The sequence below is a fragment of the Legionella maceachernii genome (genome assembly GCF_900167045.1).
GTDB lineage: Bacteria > Pseudomonadota > Gammaproteobacteria > Legionellales > Legionellaceae > Tatlockia > Tatlockia maceachernii.
The window spans coordinates 185,497-208,394 of record NZ_FUXJ01000005.1; the positions used below are offsets into that span (position 1 = coordinate 185,497).

Here is a 22,898-nt window from a genome sequence, read left to right on the forward strand (position 1 = left end):
ATGCTTAGAATGGCATGCTAGCGGTCATGAGCAGTTCAGATGACGCAGTAGGGGTTAAATTGACTGCGGGAAAAAGCCGATACCTGCTATTGCTTGCGCCCCCTCCATATTGGTGACTGCTTAATGGCTGACATAACTGATCTAAATCAGCGACAGAAAAAATTTTTACTTCGCTGAGCTGCTCGATACGCAATGATTTAATAGTGATGCATAAATTTTGAAATGCAGTATCTGGTTGTTGCGCTAAATGCTCGCGATATTCTGGAATTTTTAAAATGGTTTTTAACAGCTCTGTATGAATAGTTCTATCGGGAGCTTTAGCTACCTCAAAAAGAGCAACAATACGCGATCGACGATTAACAAAATCAAAAATAGCCGATATATTCATTAAGTTAACCAATTCTGAATTACGATTGAATACGAAAATGAGCTGGCTTAATGTAAACCCAGCTTGAATAAGACGAGAAAGGGAGTTTGTAAAAGGGGAAGGAATAGCAGGAAAAGAGGGCTGCTCATCAGTTTCTAATGGGGGGCTTGCCAATCGTTGTAGAGCACGTAATTTTTTATAACCCCCATCATGACTTAACACAGAAATGATCTGATTAAGAGTAAATCCTACTCCAGTTAGGCAATCAAATAGTGTCGTAGAGCCCGTCACGCTTGGAAGTGGATTGAAAAGTTTTAATAAGGCTTTTAGATTTCTATAGCCCTGATCATGGTTTAAAACAGCAATAATTCCGGCAGGAGTAAACCCCATCTGAGTTAATATAAAAAATGGAGTTGTGAAAGAGCCGTTTGCATCCTGTATCGGTTGTAGTAACTGTTGTAGGGCTCTGAGACTTTCAGAACCACGATAATGACTCAGCACAGAGACGATTTGGTCACGAGAAACTCTAACACTCAGAAGTTCAGAAAGTGGAGTGATAGGATTACCCGCATAATCAAACAAGCGTTGTTGATTTTGGTCTAAAGCAGGCATTATTAACTCGAGCAGAATGTCAATATTGTTAATTTCATTTTCACATTTGAGTATTTTCAGTAATTGCTCTGGAGTAAAGCCGTCACGGATAAGTACAGATAAAGAATTTACGGGTGTGCCAGTGGAATCTAATACAGGTTGCTGATTCTTGTCCGTTATCGGTTCTAATAGGTATTGTAAGGCTTGCCCTTTTTCGAATGAAAAATGAATAGACAATTCGATGATCTGCTCTCGGGTAAATCCATGGCTTAAAAGTTGGTTAGTGAACATAGGGAGGACGCCAGTAATAAATAAAACCAGGGATTATACTGATCTTGCAAACCATCAGGCAAAATTAATTTAGAAGTTGCTCCTTGTGTAAAAGCTTTTGGTTAAATCTTACAAATAGTTAGCTTAATAAAATATCGAGCAAAAATTAAATCCAATAAAAGTGATAATAAAGCCCTGCGGGTAAAAAAGACAAAGAAGGGGTCAGCTCTGTGGAAATTTGCTTTTTTTGTTCCACAAGTGCTTGTTTAAGATAATTTTTCGCCGTTTCAAGATTCCCTTTTTGTTTTGCTGCCTCCGTTTGGATTTCAAGCTTAGCGATTTGGCAAGTCTGCATAATATAAGGATCTTCTAGTCCGCTGGTGTAGCGAATTAAGGTATCAAGTCGATTTAATAGTGCTTGGATTGGTTTTCCTTGATGAATAGCGAGAAAACTTGCTGCCTGTAAGGCGCCACATTCAGAATAGGCAGACCAGTAAAGATCCGCATCTGGCTTGCTAATAGGTAAAATTTTAATGGCAGGGCTCTTCCAGTCTTTGGTGGTAAGAATTTGGCGTGCCCACATGCGATAGTACCACTCTTTGTAGTCTAGCCCAGAATCTTTTTCGGTGATTTCAGCCATTTGCTTAACTAAGTGATGGGCTTCATTGTAGCGTCCTTTTTTAAGATAACCTTCATGCAGCCATTCCAAAGCATGGTATTTATTGTCTGCATCGCAAGCGTATAGCGGATATTTGTCAAAGAGCTTACATAACTTTTCAGAGGCGTTTATTGAAATTTGATTAGCTAAAATGTAATTATTCCATTGCTTTAAACGACGATAAATATGCGCAGCCATATGAGTGACATGAGAGGAAGAACTCATGCGGTTCAAAGCAATTTTCGCAGCAGGAAGTCCTTTTTTGGCTATATCAAGATTAGGATTATCGTGATAATGCAAAAAATAGTGAACGATGCCTGGGTGAGTAGGGTATTTTGTAAATACTTGGGTGATAAGTTTTCTTCCCTCCTCAATATAAGTTTCACTTTCCTGATGTTGTGGAAAATCGGAAGCAATACCTAGTAAAGATAACGCATAAAATGCAGCAACATCCACATCGTTTGGGTATTGCTGAAGTAAGTTTTTCATAGCAAGTCTATAAGCATTGTCTCTTTCATATAAATTGGCATCGCTGAATAATTGTTGTGCCGCTCTTAGGTAGGCTTGTTCTTTTTCAGTAATTGGATAGTTAGTTTTATTTAAAGCATAGCGCTTCAGGGCATCTTGGGCTGCCTGTCGATTTTCTGAATTCCAAATAGGGTGCTTATAAGCCATTGCCTCTCCCCAATAACTCATTGCAAAGCCGGGATCGAGTTGTTGCGCCTGTTTAAATTGAGTTAAAGCATGATCATACATAAACGCATGTAAAAAAGCGGTGCCCAACCAAAAATGTTCCTTCGCTATAGCGTTTTTACTAGTAACCGGGAAATTGATCTCACCTAATGTAATGGATTGTCTTAGAAATCGGATATCGTCCTTTCCAGTAAAATGATTGGCATAGACAAGGGAGGTTAAAAGGGTAAGGATCAAAAACCAATAGCGCATGTAACTTTCCTCTTTAAGTTCAGGTGCATGCCAATTCACACAAAAGAATGAATTATACACAATTCGAGATAAATAATACAAACAAACAATAATTTATTCTTTTTGTTCAAATTTTTTAAATATTAACAGTTTGATAAAAAAACAATATTACAAATTGAGCACAATTTATGCATATTTTTAGTTGTAAAAATCAGAAATTGAACTAAGGTTAAAATAATAAGGCAAGTGATCCAGAAAGGAGCCAATGATGGACCCACTCGGCGAATTAGAAGCCTCTCTGGCATATATGTTTGAGTTGCAAGCAAAAAATACGGGTGGCTATATTGACCCTTTGGTGAATAAACTGAGAAGAGCTCTGGATCATTATCAAGAAAAACCATCTTCTAATTCATTAAAAGCCTTAATTACTGCTCTCAGAAATGCGTTCCCAGTCATTGAAAAATACTCCGTCGACTCTTATAAAGTAAGGCAAAATATCGAAGTCATTGCACAAAGAGAAGGGGAGGCAATAAATTGGAGTTCGTCGAAACAGACTAACCGCTACCCTTTCTTCCACCCACCTGCAACGCCAAAAGACACCAACACCGACCTCATTCCCTGGCTTACTTCCCGAATTGGTAAGGATTTTAACAATCTCGATGGTGTAGCTCAGGTCAAAGCGCTGATCAGTTTAAAAGCAGAAATGGAATTTAGAACAAAATTAAGATTACATTTGTATGCTAACCCCGATTTTCTAGTCGAGATAGCAATGAAATCCTCTCAAGCTTTTTTTAAATTAATGGGAAGCAGCTTAGGGCACCACTTGGAAAAATACCAAATTGCTAAAGCAGTTTATCACCATGCTCGAACAATGATTGATGAGTCTTTAGAGCCTGTCGAGCGAGCCGTACAATTGTTCAATTCACTCAATAATAAATTATATCCTCTGCACCAAATTGAAAAATTACTCGAAGATCCTAAAGCCAAGGCAGTATTGGATAAATCCGAATTGTCAGAATTATTACAACTTTATCAAAGTGAAGAATACAGAGAACAGCAGGATTATGGAGCTCCTGCTGTTTAATTGTTCTGAATGCAACAAGTAATTAGTTTCTTGCTTGGTAAGTTCTTTCCTCAGATATTTCTGTGGTTATTTCTGTTACAGGGGCAATCCGACTAGTTGCCTGCTTAAAAGCAGAAACGAACTCTTTTTTCACTTCTTCATAGTCTTTTGCGGGAAGGTTTTTAGACAAAGCTTCGAAAACTAATTGCACTGTTCCTTCGATTGAAACCCCATGAATATTAATCAGAGGTCCTTGCGGACGGAATTTTTGCATGAGGAAGTATAAGGCGTAATCTTCGCCTTTCGCATCAAGAAATCCCTCTAACAGGGGCCTGTAGCGTTGCGATAATTTGCCCATGGCTAGATTAAACTTATCTTGCCATAAAGCATTCACAGAAATTTCGGTTGGTTTTACTAACCTATCATGATAAGTTTCAGCAGACTTGATTAACAATAGAATTGCAAGTCGAAGTGCTGGGTTTACGTCTTTTGACGCGAAAACCTCGCTGTCTCTCTGCAGCTTATTTGCGGCAATTAGCAGGATTTGCCCTAATTTTTCCAGAGTAAGCGATTTCTTATCTTTTGCAGCGATATTTTCATCATGGTGAAAAGTAAGGGTACTAAAATAGGCGTTTTCCCAGGCAGATAACACTCGAAAACATTCCCTACTGTCTTGGACAGGATTAAGAGGAGCTGTCCAAAATGGGTAAGTAGAATTTGTAATTGGAGTTGCAGGAACGGGTAGTGTTGCTAAATCAGAGGATCCTGGGTTAAATGAAGGAGATTGAGAAAAAATAGAATAGGGGCTATTCACCGTTTGTCCCAAAGGAGATATTCCAATAGAAGAGGCAATCTGAGGTTGCCATAAATCAGTTCTTACTATTCCTTTCGGCATTTCTGGAATCGTGATTTCGCTTAAAATTCCTTTTTCTAAGTCTTCTGTATTTTGCCCTTTAATAAATTTTTCCTCTAAAACTTGGAATAGGGTGGACATCCCTGTGACCGCCTCTTTTTCTTTTTGCGATAATTGTCGTCGAACTGGCTTAATTTCTTCATCCTCTTCTTCTTTATCCAGAACCGCAGTTAAGGTTTCTTTTTCTCTAAGAGAAACTGTTGCTTTATTTTTGTTATGGTGTTGAGAACGAGGCAAAGAGTCGCTATTCGTTTCCATTGGGGTAGCTTCGAGTACTTCTAGGTGTCTTTTTCTTTTTTTCGGAGCTCCAGTTTTTTCCGCATTAGGCGTTTGTCGAGTGGTCGTTTGTCGAATAGGTGTTTGGTCAGAAGGTTTCCTTGCCGTGAGAGGTGTTGACTTATTCGTTAGTTCCTTGATTTCTTCTAAATCAAAATTAATTGCATCTATAAGTGCATCGATTTGAAATAACGCTTGGTATTTATGATCTCTATACTGGTGCTGCAATTGATATTTAAAGTCTTCGCATTTTTGTTTTATGGATTGAAGGGATCTTGCCGGTATTCCCCGCTCAGGAATCTGTTGTTTGAGAAGAAATAATTCTGCCTGTGCGATTTGAAATTTTATTTTATGTTTGAAAAATTCAGATTGAGTTAAGTGAGCACCCAGTGTTTCATCCAAGCTGAATGGTGGAATTTGTCTAATATGATGGCTGATTAAGTCATAGCATTCTTTCGCTTGCTGCAAATACTTGAAAATAGCGTCCTCTTTAAGCTCGGTTCTCTTCTCGTAGGCGCAAGTAACAAAGCCCTCAGCCACGATAAAAAGTGTCTGAGTATAATGGGCTAGAACATCATTAGGCGCTCGACGAAGTTCTTTCCTTAATCCTGTTTTATCCACCTGTTGAAAGAGAGCAATATTACTTTCTAAAAAACTTAAGTCATTATCTTTTAAGTAGTCTTTATAATTTTTATGCAGCTTAGATTGTATTTTTGCTAATGTGGTCATAAAAAGCCTATATGGGATGGTTAATTAATTGATTGAAAAATAATGTATTTTATAATTCTGAATTCAAAATGACTTATTTTTGCCTATTATGCCTAAAATTTTCTTTTCAATAAAGCGAATTTTGGGTAGGCTAGAAAGGTGTTAGGATATAAAAGCCTTGTTAGTTGCAAATGCAGAGTAAATGCATCAGTGTTGGCTGGTTACGCGCAGAATTTCAGCTAGAGAAGTATCGCCTGCGAGCACACGTTTAAATCCATCTTGACGTATGGTGGGATGAGTTGGACGAAGATAATTGTCTATGGTCTGTAAGCTTTCATTACGGTGAATCATGCCTCTTAAGGTTTCATCAATGGGGATTAGCTCATAGATGCCTGTGCGGCCTCGGTAACCTAAGTGATTACACTGATCACAGCCCTTAGGTTCGCGCACATTGGAGATGTTTGTTTCAGGACCGATTCCCATTAGCTCGCGCTCATCTTCACGTAATTCATGGGGAATTTTACAATGATTACAGAGCTTCCTTACTAAACGTTGAGCAATTAATCCCACGATACTGGATGACAATAGAAAAGATTCAACCCCCATATCATGAAGTCGTGTGAGGGCGCCCAAAGCACTGTTGGTATGCAAAGTCGACAGAACCAAGTGGCCAGTAAGACTGGCCTGAACCGCAATTTCAGCGGTTTCTAAATCACGTATTTCACCGATCATCACCACATCGGGATCTTGGCGTAAAATGGCACGAAGACCTTTCGCAAAAGTCATTTGCACCTTCGTGTTCACTTGTGTTTGTCCGATGCCAGGCAAATCATATTCGATGGGATCTTCAATAGTGAGGATATTGCGGGAGACTTGGTTCAGCTCGGTCAGCATGGCATATAATGAAGTCGTTTTACCTGAACCTGTTGGTCCAGTCACTAAAATAATTCCATGGGGTTGAGCAATCATCTTCCGTATCGATTTCAGGGTGGTTTTAGGCATGCCTAAAAGACTCAAATCCAATTGGGCTGCTTGCTTATCTAAAATCCTTAATACAATGCGTTCACCATGATTCGATGGGAGGGTTGAGACACGCACATCAATATTATGGCCACCAATCCGTAGCGCAATACGCCCATCTTGAGGAACGCGTTTTTCAGCGATATCCAATTTGGCCATGACTTTTACACGGGATATCACTAGTGGTGCAATAGCGCGCTGGATTTCTAAAACTTCATGCAAGACCCCATCAATACGATTACGGACCAAGACGCGATTTTCATAGGTTTCAATATGAATATCAGAGGCCTTTTGCTTAATTGCCTGAGTGAATAAAGCATTAAGTAAGCGAATAATCGGTGCATCATCTTGGTTATCAAGCAAATCTTCGCTAATGGGCAGTTGATCAGCAAGCAGGGAGAGATCCATGTCTTCTTCCATGCCTTCTGCTGCATCAAGGACAGACGATTGTGATTGATAAAGTTGAGCCAAGTGTTGTTGGAATTCAGTTTCATTCACTTCTTTAAACGTTAATTTATCCTGTAACAGCCGCTTGACCTCGGCTAAAACAGGTAAAGAAGGATTAGGGAGATGATAAACCGCTAACCCCTCAGTATCAGGTACAGCGATGACCCCTTGAGTTTTAGCAAAAGTATAAGGAAGACGCTTTAATTTATCTTGGTTTTCCATACGCATTACTTTGTCATAGGTATCGGTGGTTTAGGTTTAGCATGATGACTGAAAGGTTTTGGTAACTTTGCCTGACTCAATGGGGGTAAAATCATCTCTTTGTTTTCAGCATTGTAAGCTTGTTCTCGTAACCATTTCAGCTCATACTGGCGAATATCGTTGTACTTACCGTTGGTAATTTCTACAGCATCTCGCTCATTTCTTAATATTATAGGACGTATAAAGACCATTAACACCCGTTTTTCATGATTATTTATATTGTGCTGGAAAACGCGACCCATACCGGGAATATCACCTAGAATAGGAATTTTATTGTTGTCATTACCCAAACTGTTTTGAATTAGACCACCGAGCACCACGATGTCGCCACTTTCTATATGAACAGAAGTGACAATGCTACTAATATCAAAAGTAGGTGTTGTACTGTTCGGAGAGGACGCAGGGTCAAGCGTGTCGTTCCCTTGATCAATTTGCAGTTGAATGCCTCGACCACGAGTAATTTGGGGTCTGACGTAGAGGTGAAGAGCGACGTTGACGCGATCAAAAGTGACATAAGGGCTTGCCGTGGTTGTACCTCCGGCATTGTTTGGATAAGTGGTTGAAGCCACAGAGACTTGCTTACCAATAAGAATTTTTGCTTGTCTATTATCCAGTACCACCACTGAAGGCGTCGATAAAATGTTCGCTTTGCGTTGCTGCGCCAATGCAAAAATTTCTGCTTGAAAATCATCAATTGATGTTTTGCCATTGACGATAGCAAAGCCAGGTCTAAAATCGCTTGCTTTTCCTGTTTGCTGGTTTGATCCCCATTCTATCCCTAGGCTCTTGACGTCGTTTTCATTAACTTCTGCAACCAATGCTTCGATGAGCAACTGTGCCGGGCGTATATCCAGTTGGTTAATAACCGATCTTAAAATCCGAATGACACTTGCTGGCGCATTAATGATGATTGAATTTGTATTGGGTTCAGCAATAATTTGTACTGTCGGTTTAGTAGAGCCTTCATTTTGTGTGCTTGCCCCGCTCGTGTTAGGGGCTGCAGCTGAGGCATTTGCGCTGGTCGCAGCAGTTTGAGAAGAGCTTGAAGGAGAAGTATTATTGTAGTTGCCTCCACTGCCAGATGAAACCAAGCTTGACGCGGGATTGGTGCTATCCAATTCAGGTCGGGTGATCGTACCAATAGTAGTGCCTACATTGCCACTAAAATTGGCTTGAGCGATTCCTGCTAAAATAGGCACTAAATCCTCAGCTCGCAGGTAATTCAAGTAAACGACTTGTGTGTTACTTTCATAACCATTTAAATTCGCACGATCGAGACGGTTTATTAGCAAGCGTAATTTAAGTCGTTCTGTCCGACTTCCACTTAATATAATGGCATTACTACGGTCATCTACTGCAATCATGGTTTGGATATGATTTGCTCCAACTCCGGATTGAGCTTTCATTAAATCCTTTAGCGTGTTAGCCACGTCCATCGCTAAAGCATGCTTGAGATGTACCATGTCCAGCCCATTCACAGATGGTGCATCCACTTGTTTGACGATTCTTACAATCTGCTTAATATTACTTGCGCGACCCGACAAGATAAGCATATTGGATGGCCCATAAGCAGAAACACTACTCCATTGAGGCATCAATGGACGTAGCACGGGAACAAGCTGTTCGGAAGGGACGTAGTGAACAGGGACAACCGCCACCATCATTTCATCGCCCTGCGGTGGATTTCCCGTTTGCAGTGGAACAGGAGAGATGGTTTTCGCATCGATATTTGGAATAATTTTAATGACATCACCACTTGGTACAGCAGCATAGCCAGAGACTTGCAGCATGGATAAAAAGACTTGGTAGAGCTCTTTATCAGACATAGGAGTGCTTGAGGTAATGGAAATTTTCCCTTGAACGCGAGGGTCAATGACAAAATTTTTGCCAGTGACTCTGGAAACTTCGCTAATGACTGCTCGTATGTCTGCTGCTTTTAAGTTCCACAATTTATTTTCTTTCTCGATTGTCTTTTCTTTGGCAACGTTGTTTGTCGCTTCCTCTTTTGGGGTTTGCGGCTGCGTTTGGATTTGCGGCTGAGTTTGAGCTGGGATTTGGATTGAGGGGCTTGCTGCGGGTTCGACTTTTGGTTTTTGTGCAGCGGATTTATTTGAGGCCTCTGTAACTAATTTTTTCTGTAGATCAATAGCGGCTTTATAGTTATTAAAGGGGCCAATACTGACAAAATAATTGTTTTGATTAGCTGGATGATCAATAGTGATAGGCTCTTTAATGGATGAGGATAGCTTAACCTTTAATTGTAAGGCATTATTTTCCTGCGAAAAGGTACCGACATAGAGCATATAAGCTGGTTTGCCACTCACAGTAACTGTTTTTAGAGTGACATCAGTAGCATATGTATTTGCTATAAATAAAAATGTTAGTAGAAAAAACGCAAATTTTCGCATTAAACAACCATTAATTATTCACCGATTAAGCTTACCCACTGAATGATTATAACGGGTTTTTTATATCAAGATACTTGGTATAGTCCTTATATCGGAACTTCCATGGATGACAACATCATAACTAAATTTCGAAAGATACCCTAGCGTTTTAAGCAAATCACTGACAAAAAATATTATTTTCTAAACAAAAAGTCTAATAATGACTCCAAAAATCAGTTCCAGAATAGGTTTGGCTTAGGCTAAACAAGCTTTAGAATCTCATGCCTTGATAAGAAATTAGGTGTTTTCGCTGAGGGTATCCAGAAGCAAGGAAGTATCTCCCCATTTGGGCTAATCGCCAATCGATAGTAGTCGACTTCATTACCTCATTAAATAGGTGCGTAATGTGCACATAATAATCATGTCGTATTATTATTAATTAAATAGGTGTTAATTAAGCACTGAAACATGGCCGATAAAGTAGTCAGTTTTTTCTTTTTAGGTACTGCATGTCACCGAAGCTCTTATGAAGATGCTTTAACGAATTTTTATAATGCGACATCTAAGCATACCGTATCTCGATTATTCGATGGTGTGGGCTCTCATCCTGAGAGTTTAGCCGATACTCATCCTACGCCAGGACGGTATATTTATGATCCTGAAGAAGATAAAAAAATTCCAGCCAACGAGAACATAACGCGAGGCATTAGGGATCTTATGCAACGCTTACAGGGTTGTTTGGGGGGTGATGGAATGGATGAATTATTGTTTGAATCCATTCTTTATTTAGAAAACCTCATAAGGAAAAACGACGGAGTTATGCCTGAAACCATTAATTTGCATGGTTATAGTCGTGGTGCGGATGCTTGCATGCGGTTGGCTAACTTATTAGACAGCATGTACCCAAACGTGAAAGTCAATATGTTTTTAGTTGATCATGTCCCAGGCCCAGGCCGCGCCGATGATCCAAGCTCTTATACCGTCCCACGAAATGTTAGGAAATTTGAATCAGTGATAATGTTACATGAATACAAACCTGGGTTTAATCCACAAGATAGGAATCGGTATGTTATTAGTAATCCTGAAAAGACAAAAGTAGCAATCAAAGTCTATCCGGGCTGGCATGGAAAAGCCATGTACCTCACTCCTGATGAAAAAACAAATCATGTCCCCAGACTGTTGCATGATGATTTTTTCCGTTTCACAAAAGAAACAGGGAGCCTGCCTGAGGATGCTGAAATACCCAATTACAAAATCATGCACACTTGGACTCATTACGAAGAAAAAAAAGCGCAAGTATTAAATTCGGAACAGCGATTTAAAGAGTATGAGGGCATGTTAGCGCATTGGGGAAATTATGCTGTAGGGGGATGGTCCCTCATCAATACACGAGCCATCTTAACCGATCATCGGTATTACACCCAGAGTAAAGAGTTGTTTGTCAATCAAGAACATGGCGAACTGTTTATGAGTCGTTACCCCGCTTTATATGATTGGTTTTTGGATGAGAACAATAAGCAATTCACAACACTTGAGGTAAAAGAACAGCTTGAGAAGTTATCGAAAGAATTTCCTTTTTTCTATAGCAGATTGTGCAAAGTATGCGGGATTGAAGGGGATAAATTACCTCCGCCAGGTAAAGCAGCACCTTATTTTCATCCCCCACTTGATAACCCCTTAGTGAATGATGATTATAGTTTCTTGCAACATTCAATACTTTCTATCATCAATTATACCTTCCATCATAGTAAAGAAGACAGCTTGGAAATTAGAGCAGCAAGAAGGGTATTGAACGACACTTTAGAAAAAGCTAAAACGTGTAACTCGCCAGAACTTGCGATGGAAATGATGCAAAGGGCAGTTCGCGCAGCCGCTGCATATTTGAATGAGTCCAAACCGACAAGCTATATGGCAAAGCAGTTAAAAAAATTAGCTATTGGACCTAACGAATACATCGAGCAGGTTGGTGAACTTATTGAGTTGCATTGCAGGAACAATAGAAATAGAGAGCTTCACTATAGCCAAAAAAACTATTTGCAGGATATTCGTCAACAACTTGAGTCCATTAAAATGGATTCACAGTTAGGCTATCTACAAAAACTTAGAGAGGCAAAAGCGATTGTAAAAAAAATACCTAAAACCTTGCAACAAATGCAAGAAAAAGATACGACTATTTTTATCCATAATCACATGGCGCCTAGGTTATATTTTTATTCTGATAAAATACTCACCATTAAGCAACTCACCTCAGCGATAAATCAATTAAATGCCCCAGGATTTGGAGAAATAAGTATTGCTCAAAAGATGGCAAGACGATTTGCTGGTTACACTGAGCGTAATCGATTTTGGGAAGGTGTTAAAAAAGTACTGTCTGCAGTGATACCAATTCACATACCTCCTTTTTTCACTCCATTTAAAAATGATTTGGCCATTGAACTTGGTTATAAGCTGCATAAATTGGACGAGAAGGGCAAAGGGAATGACATAACCAAATTAGCTAAAATAATCGCCTCTGGCGAAAGACAAATTCACAAATATTATTCAGATACTCGAAGATTAGTTAAAGGAGAATTTGATCGAATTCTTGAGAAATGCCGTGGTGATATTTGGCCAGAAATTGAGATAGCTCCTGCAGCCAACACCTATCGATAAGGCGAGCTATTTTTACGGACAAATTATTATTAATTTGAAAAAGAATCTGCTCTAGAGCCTGTTGGGTCAAAAGTGTTACCTATGTCTCCAGAATAGACCCAAGTGTTAATGGTGGCTACGGGTGGACTCGAACCACCGACCTCAGCATTATGAGTGCCGCGCTCTAACCGGCTGAGCTACGTAGCCACAAGAGGTGGTGATTTTGGCGTTTAATCACATTCATGTCAATACTAAAAAGTTAATATTTTTTTATCTAACGTGATGATTATTTTCGCGGAAAAACTGAGAGAGGAAGAAAGCAAATCAATTAGAGAGCTGCAGTCAAAAGTAGTTGAGCCCTGGCCCTAACAGAGGGCTCTGCTTTTTTGTTGGGTCAAGGTTCAATCTACAGGGGGTAGAAAAGAGAAAAATCCCGCGAAGCCGCGGGATTAATTGTTTTTATCATTGCTTCAAGGCTGAACCCAAAAGGTATCTGTCCTTTTGGATTAACGCATTTAAACAATCAATAAAAAGAGTGCTCCTGGACCACGTAATACTTGGACTAACAATTGTTGCTTTTGTTGCATTGCGACAGATTGTAAGTCTTTAACGTTAATTGTAGGTTGTTTATTAGCTGCAATAATAATATCACCTGGCCGTAATCCAGCTCGCCATCCAGCACTGTTTTCAGAAGCACCAACCACTTGAATTCCGGTGACATGACCGTGAAGAGGTGAGTCTTGTTCAAAATTCTTAAGCGCAAGGCCATAGAGGAATGGGTTGCTCGCTTGAAGTTTTTGCTCATGCTTCTTAACGTCGGTGACAAACGCTTTTAGCGCGATTTCTTTGTTATCGCGTTGTAAAATAATTTTCGCTTCACTACCAACACGTAAAAGTCCAATGGTGGTTTTAACCTGGGCAGCTTCAGTTATTTTGGTGTCATTAATTTGCGTAATGATATCACCTGGTCTTAATCCCGCTTTTTCTGCCGGTGAATCTTGATTAACCTGTGAAACGAGCGCTCCTTTAAGGTCTTCTGAATAGCCCATTGCTTGCGCTAATTCTGGGGTAAGGTGCTGCACAAAAATACCCATTAGACCTCGGTGAATAGAGCCGTATTTGATCAGTTGCTGAGCAACATCTTTTGCCATGTTAATAGGAATTGCAAAACCAATACCGACATTTCCTCCATAAGGGGAAAGAATGGCTGTATTTATACCAATTAATTCGCCAGCGGCATTCACTAAAGCACCTCCGGAATTTCCTGGATTAATTGCAGCATCTGTCTGAATGAAATTTTCAACTCCTTCAATATTCAAATCACTGCGTTTTGTTGCACTGATAATTCCAAAAGTAGCTGTTTGACTATTACCAAAGCTATTGAGTCCGAACGGGTTGCCAATTGCGACGACAAAATCACCTACTTCCGCTTTGTCAGAATCGCCAATGGGCAGGCTTTTGAGATTTTTTGCGTCAATTTTTAACACGGCAATGTCTGTTTCGCTGTCGCCACCAATCAGTTTAGCCTTTAAACGGCGGCCATCGTGTAGAGTCACTGTGATGAGTGTAGCATTGCGAATCACATGATCATTGGTAATGATTACTCCGTTTTGTGGGTCTACAATCACTCCTGAACCTATACTTTGGAACTTTCGAGGTTTTTCAGGAACGTATTGCGGTGATTGTTGCGGGGCTTGATCTTGAGCATCCGCTTCTTCATCATCCGCGCTTGCAGTGGTAGCGGGTATTACCCCTTGGACAGCAACATTCACAATAGCTGGCATTGCATTTTTAAGAACAGGTGCAAGCGTTGGTGTAACTGCTGCATTTTCCATAGGTACTGCTGAAGCAGCGAAGGGCAATACGCACAGTACTAGTGTTTTGATGAGTCTATGAATTTTAAAAGCCATATTAGTTATCCCGATTGATTCACTTAAGCCAAATGAGAGTTGCCATTCTACCCGTTTGTGCCTCTCGGCGGTAGGAATAGAAGTCTTTTTTTTGTTCAAAAGTGCAAATTTTTGATTGATAAACAGCTAAAACGCCTAAAGAGTTGAGAACCCACTCTGCTAACTGCGGCAAATTAGCAAGCCATTTTTCTCCTTTACGCTGAAATGCGTCGGAAGCAAAGGAATAGCGGTTTTGATAAGCCTCTAATACTTCGCCGCCAACTTCATAGCAGGATTGACAAATCGCTGGACCAACCCAGGCTATGAGTTGCTCAGGAGTGCTGTGCATTTTCTTAAGCGTATTCTCAATGACACCATTGACTAATCCCCGCCATCCTGAGTGAATGGCAGCGATTTCTGTCCCTTGCTTATTGCATAGCATAATGGGTAAGCAATCAGCAGTCATGATTGCTAACGTGTAATCTGTGGAGCGAGTAACCGCAGCATCTGCTGTGCGATTTGACTCTTCTTCCACAACAACACAAAGGTTAGAATGGATTTGCTCTAACCACTCAGGTTCTTTTGGGCGTTCTAGGGAAACAGTAAGTTGTTTGCGATTGGCATAAACAGCGGCTTCATTATCGCCCACATGAAGACCTAGATTATTCGAATCATAGGGTGGTGGACTAAACCCCGGAGTTCGCACTGTCGTTAAGGCGCACACATTGTCGGGCGCGGGCCAATTGGCGTATAAATTAGGCAAGATGTTCATCCAAAGCATATATAAGTTGTTGAAAATCATCCGGCAAATCAACAGTAAATGTCAATAATTCTCCAGTTTCCGGATGGGTAAATGATAATTGACAAGCGTGTAAGGCTTGCCTGTGAAAATGATTAAACCGTTCTCTCAATTCATTAGTTGCTTGCGAAGGAAACCGCATTCTTCCTCCATACAGTGGATCGCCCACTACTGGATGATTAATATAAGCCATATGAACGCGTATCTGATGAGTACGACCTGTCATTAGTTGAACATCAAGCAGGGTAAAATCATGATAGTGCTTGCGAATGGAGTACAGCGTTATCGCTTCTTTTCCCTCGTTGCATACCGCCATTTTTAAACGGTTTCGAGGATGTCTGCCGTAAAAAGTATGGATTTCTCCCCCTGAAATGAGATGCCCCTGGACGAGAGTCAAATAATTGCGTTTTATCTCGCGTGCTTGCATTTGGCGAATAAGATGAGTGTGAGCAGCCAACGTTTTGGCGATAATTAACAAACCGGTTGTTTCTTTATCTAATCGATGGATGATCCCCGCCCTTGGTAAATGGTGTAAAGCAGGAAAGTGATGTAGTAGGGCATTCATCAAAGTGTGTTCGCGATTACCAGCCCCTGGATGAACCACTATTCCAGCAGGTTTATCAATAATCACAATATGTTCATCATCATAAACCACACTTAAGGGGATATTTTCAGGAAGATAAGAGTCCTTAGATTCAATTCCAGTTAAAGCAACTGCTATTTCAATGTGTTCACCACCAATCACTTTGTCCTTGGGTTTGGCTTTTGCGTCATTTAAAGTAATGAAACCTTCTTTTAGCCACGAACTCAATTGCGAACGCGAATAATCAGGAAACAATTGTGCAAGCACTACATCGAGTCTTTGACCATGGTATTCGCGAGGGATAATCAGTTGTTTAGTAATAGTCTCAGTCATATCAAGCGGGAATGAACCTATCCTCCGTTAATCTACCACGTAAAGAATTGGGCAACGCTTCATTGATGTGAACCTCGACAAATTGGCCTATTAAGTGGTTAGGACCATCAAAATTAACGACCCGATTACATTCAGTTCGACCTGATAATTGTTGCGGATCCTTCTTAGAGTTGCCTGTAACAAGAATTCGTTGAGTACTTCCCACCATTGCTTGACTATAATGAGAGGCTTGTAAAAGCAATCGATTTTGCAAAATTTGCAATCGCTGCTTTTTAACTTCCATGGATGTTTCATCAGGCAAATTAGCCGCAGGCGTACCAGGACGTGGGCTATAGATAAAACTAAAAGAGGTATCGAAACCCATTTCATGAACTAAATCCATGGTATCTTGGAAATCTTGATCGGTTTCTCCTGGAAATCCAACGATGATATCAGTAGATAGACGAATATCAGGACGCACCTTGCGCAATTTGCGGATTTTTGACTTAAATTCCATTGCAGTATAGCCGCGCTTCATCATTGAAAGAATCTTATCTGATCCGCTTTGTACGGGTAAATGAAGATGATTTGCCAGTTTGGGCACTTCAGCGTAAGCGTTAATTAAATTATCAGAGAAGGCAAGCGGATGTGAGGTGGTAAATCGAATACGCCCGATATTGTCTATCGCTGCAAGGTAGTGAATTAACAATGCTAAATCAGCAATTTCACCATTATCCATGGCGCCTCTGTAGTCGTTAACATTTTGTCCTAGAAGATTGATTTCACGTACACCTTGGGCGGCTAGTTGGTAACATTCTGCTAAGACGTCATCAAAAGGGCGACTGATTTCTTCACCACGCGTGTAAGGAACGACACAATAGCTGCAATATTTGCTACAGCCTTCCATAATGGACACAAAAGCAACTGGTCCTTCGGCTCGGGGCGCGGGTAGATGGTCAAATTTTTCAATTTCTGGGAAGCTAATATCCACCACCGGTTTTTGGGTGCTTAAACGCTCATTGAGCAACGCAGGTAAACGATGCAATGTTTGTGGACCGAAAACAAGGTCTACAAAAGGTGCACGTTTTATAATGTCCGCTCCTTCTTGACTGGCGACACAGCCACCCACCCCAATAACCACATTGGGGTTGGCCTTTTTAAATTCGCGCCATTGGCCCAGCTGTGAAAACACTTTTTCCTGTGCTTTTTCACGAATGGAACAGGTGTTTAAAAGAATAACGTCAGCTTCTTCGACTTTATCTGTTTTTTCTAAACCGTGTGATTGCAGTAATACTTCAGCCATTTTAGATGAATCGTATTCATTCATTTGGCAGCCATTTGTTTTAATAAAAAGTTTTTTCGCCATAATTCTATCTACTTATAAAATCAATTATTATTTATCTTGAACACTTTGACAGTAAGTCTCTTTAATGCGGGGCAAAATCAATAAGGAAATAAAAATTCCAACAGGCAGCAATGCCAGTGCAATATAATAGGCTTCCAATGGATACACCCTTACTTTGTTGACAATTTCACCTTTCCACATTGAATCTAAAATAAAGCCAATAATGGGCTGAGCAAGAGCAATACCGACCATGTTCATCATGTTCATAAAACTTAAGCCCGTTGCGACATAGCGCTTGCTGCATAATTCTTTAGCCACTGCGAAAGCAGGAAGAAAAGCGGAAGAAAAGATGCCAAAAAAGAATAGCAGGGTCTGCATGATCCAACCCTGTTTAATTGGTGCGTAAATAAAAAGCACACATGTAAATAAAGCACCAACAGCTGCGATATACATAGGAGGCTTTCTAAGGCCAATGCGATTAGAAAAAATTCCCCACAGCGGACTACCAATCGCCCATCCAACAAAGACCAAAGAAATGTAATTTGCCGCGGTTGCTTTGGCAAGGTGCATTTTAAACATTAGAAAAGGTACACCCCATAGCCCACAAAAAACTGGTGTTGCCATGTACATTAAACCACCATAAACGGCAACCAGCCAGAGCTGCTTATTTTTAATTAAGGTGAGTAGGCTACTTAAAAGAGGCTCTTCTTCGATAGAATGGGTCGTAGAATGGGTTTTATTCGGTGCGTCTTTAGCGATGAGTAAGATGAGGAAAGCAAGGAAAAGGCCAATTACCCCCATAACTATCATACTCTGTCGCCAGCCAACAGTATCCACTAACAATGCTAAAGGACCTTCGCCTCCAATGGCGCCTAACATGCCGATGGTGACCATCATTCCTGTTAGCAGCGCAAAACGTTGTGCAGGAAACCAATTAGCAGCTAATTTCATCGACCCCACGGCAGCAAAAGCTGAGCCGAAGCCAATCATCAACCGGGCGATACAGGCCATGAAAAAATTACTGGTAAGTCCAAAAGCAATCGTGCTAATGGCACAAATTGCTGTTGCTAGAGTAAGCAAGCGATGTGGGCCAAAGCGGTCCATTAATACACCACCAGGCAATTGCATTGCGGCGTAAGAATAAAAATAAATACCCGATAGAATACCGAGCGTCCGACTAGTGACAGCAAAATCCCGCATGAGTTCCGTACTCATGACTGAGGGAGAAACTTGCAGCAAGCACTCATAGAAATAGAAAAGACACCCCAATCCCCATACGATCCATGGAACAATTATTTGCGTAGCGGACTGAGATTCTACTGAAGATTGCTCGCTGCTGTAAGTCATTGACTTTAATGCTCCCTATTTATTGAACAGACTGTATAAAATGAATAGGCAAAAGTAAAATTTTAACAGGATGATTACTATTTGTCTATTCTCTGATCAGAGGAATACAATCCCTCATATCAGCAAATGAATAGGTTGGGCCTTGGCCCAGATTACGATATTTTCTTTGCCTAAATGGGAGTTACACCCATCAAAATTTTTATTAAGGAATATACGCTATTAAAAACAAGGAGGAAATAAGTAAATTCATAAAAAATCAGTTTAATACCCGGCAATTAGGTGTATGATATTTCTCAGTTTCATCGATTGCACCCCTGAGTAATTTTGGACTTTAGCGCCTGGAAGCAAAATTGATTTCCTTAAAAATGAGGAGCCAGTATGATTGTTGAGATTTTATCAAGAATACAATTTGCTTTTAGTATTGGGTTTCATATCCTTTTTCCCACCTTAAATCTTGGCCTAGCCGCTTTTTTAGTCATTATGGAAGGTGTATGGCTAAAGACACGAAACCCGGTTTACCTTGCAACCTGTAAATTTTGGACCAAAATTTTTGCTCTAACGTTCGGAATGGGGGTTGTTTCAGGCATTGTACTGGCTTATCAAATTGGAACAAACTTTGGTCCGTTTATAGCCCAGTTTGGCAATGTCCTTGGTGCTTTATTCGCCTATGAGACATTAACCGCCTTCTTTTTGGAAGCCGGATTTTTAGGTGTAATGCTCTTTGGTTGGAAACGTGTGCCACCGGGTCTTCATTTCACAGCAACCCTTCTCGTAACTCTTGGAACGACGGTCTCTGCTTTTTGGATTCTGGCCGCCAACTCTTGGATGCAAACACCGCATGGTTACGAAGTGATTAATGGAAAATACGTCGTTGCTGATTGGTGGCGTGTGGTTTTTAATCCCTCTTTTATTCCCCGTTTCCTGCACATGATTTTGGCATCTTACACAACAACTTGTTTTGTCGTCGGTGGTGTTGCTTGTTATTTCTTACTTAAAAATAGACATCAAGATATCGCCAAAAAAAGCTTATCGTTTGCTATGTGGGCCGCTTTAGTTGTCGTTCCTTTGCAGATTTTTATCGGAGACACGGTGGGGCTTGCTGTCCATCGGTATCAACCTCTTAAAACAGCGGCGATGGAAGCCAATTGGACCACGCAAAAAGGCGCCTCCTTGATCCTTTTTGCTTGGCCTTCTCAAGAGCAACAGAAAAATGAATTCGTAATTGCTATTCCAAAATTAGCCAGTTTACTCAATACCCATGAATGGGATGGAGAGTTATTGGGCCTTAACGCTGTGGATAAGACAGAACAACCGCATGTAGCCCCTGTTTTCTTTGCCTTTAGAGTAATGGTGGGAATCGGCTTATTAATGTTAATCACCGCTTTGGTGGCTTTATTGCTACGCATGAAAAGCACTCTTTATACCTCACGCTTCTTTCACCAATGGTGTTTATTTATTGCACCTTTGGGTTTTATAGCTAGCATTTCTGGATGGTTAACTGCTGAAATTGGTCGCCAACCCTGGGTTGTATATAACCTTTTGAAAATTAAGGAGGCTATTTCGGCAGTCGGTATGGAAGAGGTTATTATTTCTTTTGTGTTACTTGTTTTAGCTTACGGTGTAGTGTTTAGTTTTTATCTTTATTATCTTTTTAAGATGATTCGTCTTGGTCCTTTGGCGCTCGATAGTCACGACATTGAGCATCACTCTTTTCAATACATGACTGATCAAGGAGAACACTAATGCTTCCTTTCCTATTTGCCGGTTTAATAGGTTTTATCGTGATCATGTATGTTATTTTAGATGGTTTTGATTTAGGCATAGGCATATTATTTCCGTTTACGGGCAGCGAGCGTGAGCGAGATCGGATGATGAACTCCGTTGCACCCGTGTGGGATGGTAATGAGACGTGGTTAGTTTTTGGTGGGGCAATGTTGTATGGCGCTTTCCCCCTTGTTTATGGTTTATTGTTGCCCATTCTCTATATGCCTTTAATGCTTATGCTGATAGCTCTTATTTTTCGGGGAGTCAGTTTCGAATTCCGCTTTAAAGCGGAAACTTCAAAAACATTGTGGAATTGGTTGTTTTCGATAAGCTCGGTTGCAGCCGCTTTTTTTCAAGGGGTGGTCTTGGGTTGTTTCGTTAAGGGTTTTGCAATTGATAAAATGTCTTTAACCATTAATGAAACCAATTGGTTAACTCCTTTTAGCTTTCTCACAGGTATTGCTCTAGTCTGTGGTTATGGTTTATTGGGTGCTACTTGGATGATTTTCAAATCGGAAGGGCGCTTACAACGCAAAATGGTGCATTATGCCAAGGGTTTGCTTGTTTTGGTCAGCTTATTTTTGGTTTTCGTAAGTATTTGGACACCTTTACACAGTGCGGTGATTTTTAATCGTTGGTACAGTTTTCCCAATGTTTTATTACTGTCTCCTCTCCCTCTGATTACCGCGATTATGATTTGGTTAACCTGGAAAAGTTTAACGAACGGGGATGAGCTTAGACCGTTTCTTTTTAGTATTGTGATTTTTTTATGCTCTTACGTGGGTATTGCAATCAGCGTTTATCCTTACCTCATACCGCATCAGGTGACCTTATGGGAGGCCGCTGCCCCCAAATCCACTTTAAACTTTATTTTGATTGGGGTAATAATCATGTTACCTGTTTTACTTGCTTATACCTCGTATGCTTATTATGTGTTTAGGGGCAAGACAGGAGAGGGTTATCATTAATTTAACTGCCTAAGCATCGAGCGCGTTTCATGTAACGAGATGAGTTATCATCCTCATAAAGGGGGAAATGACAGTTTTTTGAACTGACGGGGAATAACTTAAGGCCAGCGGTCTTAAGAGCCCTAGTTTAATGAATGCATTTTGTGGTATATAGCGTTTTTAAAAATTTCGATCCATTTTTTAGAGTAGGATATTAGGCTTATGCAGACCGGAGCGGTTTTTTATACTATTTTCTTAATTTTTGCGGGAGCAGCAATTTTTTCCACTCTGGTACTCTACACCAAACAATCCCTGCTCGTTGCTTATATCCTTCTAGGTGCTGCTCTAGGCCCTTGGGGGTTACAGCTTGTTTCTGATATTACTGTAGTGCAGCAAGTCGGGGATATCGGTATTGTATTTCTATTATTTTTACTTGGCTTGCATCTGCAGCCGCAAAATTTGCTCCACATGTTAAGAAAAGTCACGTGGATTGCAGTAGTGAGTTCTGTGTTATTTGCTGTTATTGCCTACTTAATTGGGCGTTGGTTTGGATTAAATGTAACGGAGTCCTGGATTTTAGGGGCTGCGATGATGTTCTCCAGTACGATTATTGGGCTTAAACTGTTGCCAACAACTATTTTGCATCATCAACACACGGGTGAGGTTATGATCAGTGTGCTTTTGATGCAAGACGTTATCGCAATTATTATTCTGATTTTAATTAACGGCGCTCAACAAAGTCATGGTTTCTCCTGGAATGATCTTATTCTAGTAGGTATCGCACTTCCTGCACTGACGCTTTTTGCCTTTGCAGTCGAACGCTACATTTTGGTGAAATTACTTGCCCGTTTTGACAGAACACAAGAATATGTTTTCTTGCTTTCCATCGGTTGGTGCTTAGGCATGTCTTTTTTAGCTCAGAAAGTCGGTTTATCCGAAGATATTGGCGCTTTTGTTGCAGGAGTTGCATTGGCTGCAAGCCCAATTTCTCTTTACCTTGCCGAAAGCTTAAAGCCGCTCCGTGACTTTTTCCTTGTGATGTTTTTCTTTTCCATTGGGGCAACTTTTAACTTTGGTTTTGCGGCTCAGGTTGTTATACCCGCTTGTATATTGGCATTTCTCATGCTACTTGTAAAACCTCTGCTCTTTCGTTTTTTACTGATTAGAGCAGGAGAAAAAAAGCCGGTTGCCAAAGAAGTTGGTGTGCGTTTAGGTCAAGCGAGTGAGTTTTCTCTTTTAGTGGCAAGTATTGCGGTAAGTACTCAATTAATTTCGGAAGTTGCTTCAAATTTAATACAAGCAACGACGATTTTAACTTTTATCGTTTCATCTTATTTAGTTGTGTTAAAGTATCCAACACCAATCGCGTTATCTGACAAAATGCGTAAGGATTAGA

General features: G+C 40.5%; 15 protein-coding genes and 1 tRNA gene. 5 read left to right on the plus strand and 11 right to left on the minus strand.

Going from position 1 to position 22,898, the window contains the following annotated elements:
• Positions 1-4: 4 nt before the first annotated feature.
• Positions 5-1,249, minus strand: a complete 1,245-nt coding sequence (locus B5D33_RS05380) for a hypothetical protein (protein ID WP_058451558.1) — start codon at positions 1,247-1,249, stop codon at positions 5-7.
• A gap of 145 nt (positions 1,250-1,394) precedes the next feature.
• Positions 1,395-2,831 carry an SNF7 family protein gene (locus B5D33_RS05385; protein ID WP_058451557.1) on the minus strand — a complete coding sequence of 479 codons (1,437 nt, stop codon included), beginning with the start codon at positions 2,829-2,831 and terminating at the stop codon, positions 1,395-1,397.
• 244 nt (positions 2,832-3,075) lie between these two features.
• On the opposite strand from B5D33_RS05385, the gene B5D33_RS05390 reads away from it, so the two are divergent.
• Positions 3,076-3,894, plus strand: coding sequence for a hypothetical protein (locus tag B5D33_RS05390; RefSeq protein ID WP_133140967.1), 819 nt, complete (start codon positions 3,076-3,078; stop codon positions 3,892-3,894).
• A gap of 22 nt (positions 3,895-3,916) precedes the next feature.
• Here B5D33_RS05390 and B5D33_RS05395 read toward each other — a convergent pair whose 3' ends face one another.
• The 3 genes from B5D33_RS05395 to lspD form a co-directional block, all read right to left on the minus strand.
• Positions 3,917-5,791: a hypothetical protein gene (locus B5D33_RS05395; RefSeq protein ID WP_058451555.1), complete on the minus strand. Its 1,875-nt coding sequence runs from the start codon at positions 5,789-5,791 to the stop codon at positions 3,917-3,919.
• Positions 5,792-5,977: 186 nt separating this feature from the next.
• Positions 5,978-7,459 carry a GspE family T2SS ATPase variant LspE gene (lspE, locus tag B5D33_RS05400; protein WP_058451593.1) on the minus strand — a complete coding sequence of 494 codons (1,482 nt, stop codon included), beginning with the start codon at positions 7,457-7,459 and terminating at the stop codon, positions 5,978-5,980.
• 5 nt (positions 7,460-7,464) lie between these two features.
• Positions 7,465-9,906 carry a GspD family T2SS secretin variant LspD gene (gene lspD, locus B5D33_RS05405; RefSeq protein ID WP_058451554.1) on the minus strand — a complete coding sequence of 814 codons (2,442 nt, stop codon included), beginning with the start codon at positions 9,904-9,906 and terminating at the stop codon, positions 7,465-7,467.
• Positions 9,907-10,353: 447 nt separating this feature from the next.
• Between lspD and B5D33_RS05410 the strand changes: the two genes are divergently transcribed.
• On the plus strand, positions 10,354-12,537 hold the full coding sequence (locus B5D33_RS05410) for a DUF5621 domain-containing protein (protein ID WP_058451553.1): 2,184 nt from the start codon (positions 10,354-10,356) through the stop codon (positions 12,535-12,537).
• Between the two features lie 109 nt (positions 12,538-12,646).
• On the opposite strand, the gene B5D33_RS05415 is transcribed toward B5D33_RS05410, so the two are convergent.
• The 6 genes from B5D33_RS05415 to B5D33_RS05440 form a co-directional block, all read right to left on the minus strand.
• Positions 12,647-12,723 (minus strand) — tRNA-Met (locus tag B5D33_RS05415).
• A gap of 308 nt (positions 12,724-13,031) precedes the next feature.
• Complete coding sequence (locus tag B5D33_RS05420) at positions 13,032-14,351, minus strand: Do family serine endopeptidase (protein ID WP_411550297.1); 1,320 nt, start codon at positions 14,349-14,351, stop codon at positions 13,032-13,034.
• Positions 14,352-14,445: 94 nt separating this feature from the next.
• Complete coding sequence (gene pgeF, locus B5D33_RS05425) at positions 14,446-15,168, minus strand: peptidoglycan editing factor PgeF (RefSeq protein WP_058451592.1); 723 nt, start codon at positions 15,166-15,168, stop codon at positions 14,446-14,448.
• Complete coding sequence (rluD, locus tag B5D33_RS05430) at positions 15,161-16,120, minus strand: 23S rRNA pseudouridine(1911/1915/1917) synthase RluD (protein WP_058451551.1); 960 nt, start codon at positions 16,118-16,120, stop codon at positions 15,161-15,163. Before rluD ends, pgeF begins: the two co-directional genes overlap by 8 nt.
• Before the next feature lies 1 nt (position 16,121).
• Positions 16,122-17,465, minus strand: coding sequence for a tRNA (N6-isopentenyl adenosine(37)-C2)-methylthiotransferase MiaB (gene miaB / locus B5D33_RS05435; RefSeq protein ID WP_058451550.1), 1,344 nt, complete (start codon positions 17,463-17,465; stop codon positions 16,122-16,124).
• 27 nt (positions 17,466-17,492) lie between these two features.
• Positions 17,493-18,791 (minus strand): MFS transporter, encoded by a 1,299-nt coding sequence (locus tag B5D33_RS05440; protein WP_058451549.1) that lies wholly within the window; start codon positions 18,789-18,791, stop codon positions 17,493-17,495.
• Positions 18,792-19,169: 378 nt separating this feature from the next.
• On the opposite strand from B5D33_RS05440, the gene B5D33_RS05445 reads away from it, so the two are divergent.
• The 3 genes from B5D33_RS05445 (at position 19,170) to B5D33_RS05455 (ending at position 22,897) form a co-directional block, all read left to right on the plus strand.
• Positions 19,170-20,534: a cytochrome ubiquinol oxidase subunit I gene (locus B5D33_RS05445; RefSeq protein WP_058451548.1), complete on the plus strand. Its 1,365-nt coding sequence runs from the start codon at positions 19,170-19,172 to the stop codon at positions 20,532-20,534.
• Positions 20,534-21,523, plus strand: a complete 990-nt coding sequence (cydB, locus tag B5D33_RS05450) for a cytochrome d ubiquinol oxidase subunit II (RefSeq protein ID WP_058451547.1) — start codon at positions 20,534-20,536, stop codon at positions 21,521-21,523. The genes B5D33_RS05445 and cydB overlap by 1 nt, the downstream gene beginning before the upstream one ends.
• Positions 21,524-21,724: 201 nt before the next feature.
• Positions 21,725-22,897: a cation:proton antiporter gene (locus B5D33_RS05455; RefSeq protein WP_058451546.1), complete on the plus strand. Its 1,173-nt coding sequence runs from the start codon at positions 21,725-21,727 to the stop codon at positions 22,895-22,897.
• Position 22,898: the final 1 nt, after the last annotated feature.

Bases quoted from the DNA above. Each gene is read 5' to 3' on its own strand.
- B5D33_RS05380 (WP_058451558.1), bottom strand. From the start codon at position 1,249: ATGTTCACTAACCAACTTTTAAGCCATGGATTTACCCGAGAGCAGATC.
- B5D33_RS05385 (WP_058451557.1), bottom strand. From the start codon at position 2,831: ATGCGCTATTGGTTTTTGATCCTTACCCTTTTAACCTCCCTTGTCTAT.
- B5D33_RS05390 (WP_133140967.1), top strand. From the start codon at position 3,076: ATGATGGACCCACTCGGCGAATTAGAAGCCTCTCTGGCATATATGTTT.
- B5D33_RS05395 (WP_058451555.1), bottom strand. From the start codon at position 5,791: ATGACCACATTAGCAAAAATACAATCTAAGCTGCATAAAAATTATAAA.
- lspE (WP_058451593.1), bottom strand. From the start codon at position 7,459: ATGGAAAACCAAGATAAATTAAAGCGTCTTCCTTATACTTTTGCTAAA.
- lspD (WP_058451554.1), bottom strand. From the start codon at position 9,906: ATGCGAAAATTTGCGTTTTTTCTACTAACATTTTTATTTATAGCAAAT.
- B5D33_RS05410 (WP_058451553.1), top strand. From the start codon at position 10,354: ATGGCCGATAAAGTAGTCAGTTTTTTCTTTTTAGGTACTGCATGTCAC.
- B5D33_RS05420 (WP_411550297.1), bottom strand. From the start codon at position 14,351: ATGGAAAATGCAGCAGTTACACCAACGCTTGCACCTGTTCTTAAAAAT.
- rluD (WP_058451551.1), bottom strand. From the start codon at position 16,120: ATGACTGAGACTATTACTAAACAACTGATTATCCCTCGCGAATACCAT.
- miaB (WP_058451550.1), bottom strand. From the start codon at position 17,465: ATGGCGAAAAAACTTTTTATTAAAACAAATGGCTGCCAAATGAATGAA.
- B5D33_RS05440 (WP_058451549.1), bottom strand. From the start codon at position 18,791: ATGACTTACAGCAGCGAGCAATCTTCAGTAGAATCTCAGTCCGCTACG.
- B5D33_RS05445 (WP_058451548.1), top strand. From the start codon at position 19,170: ATGATTGTTGAGATTTTATCAAGAATACAATTTGCTTTTAGTATTGGG.
- cydB (WP_058451547.1), top strand. From the start codon at position 20,534: ATGCTTCCTTTCCTATTTGCCGGTTTAATAGGTTTTATCGTGATCATG.
- B5D33_RS05455 (WP_058451546.1), top strand. From the start codon at position 21,725: ATGCAGACCGGAGCGGTTTTTTATACTATTTTCTTAATTTTTGCGGGA.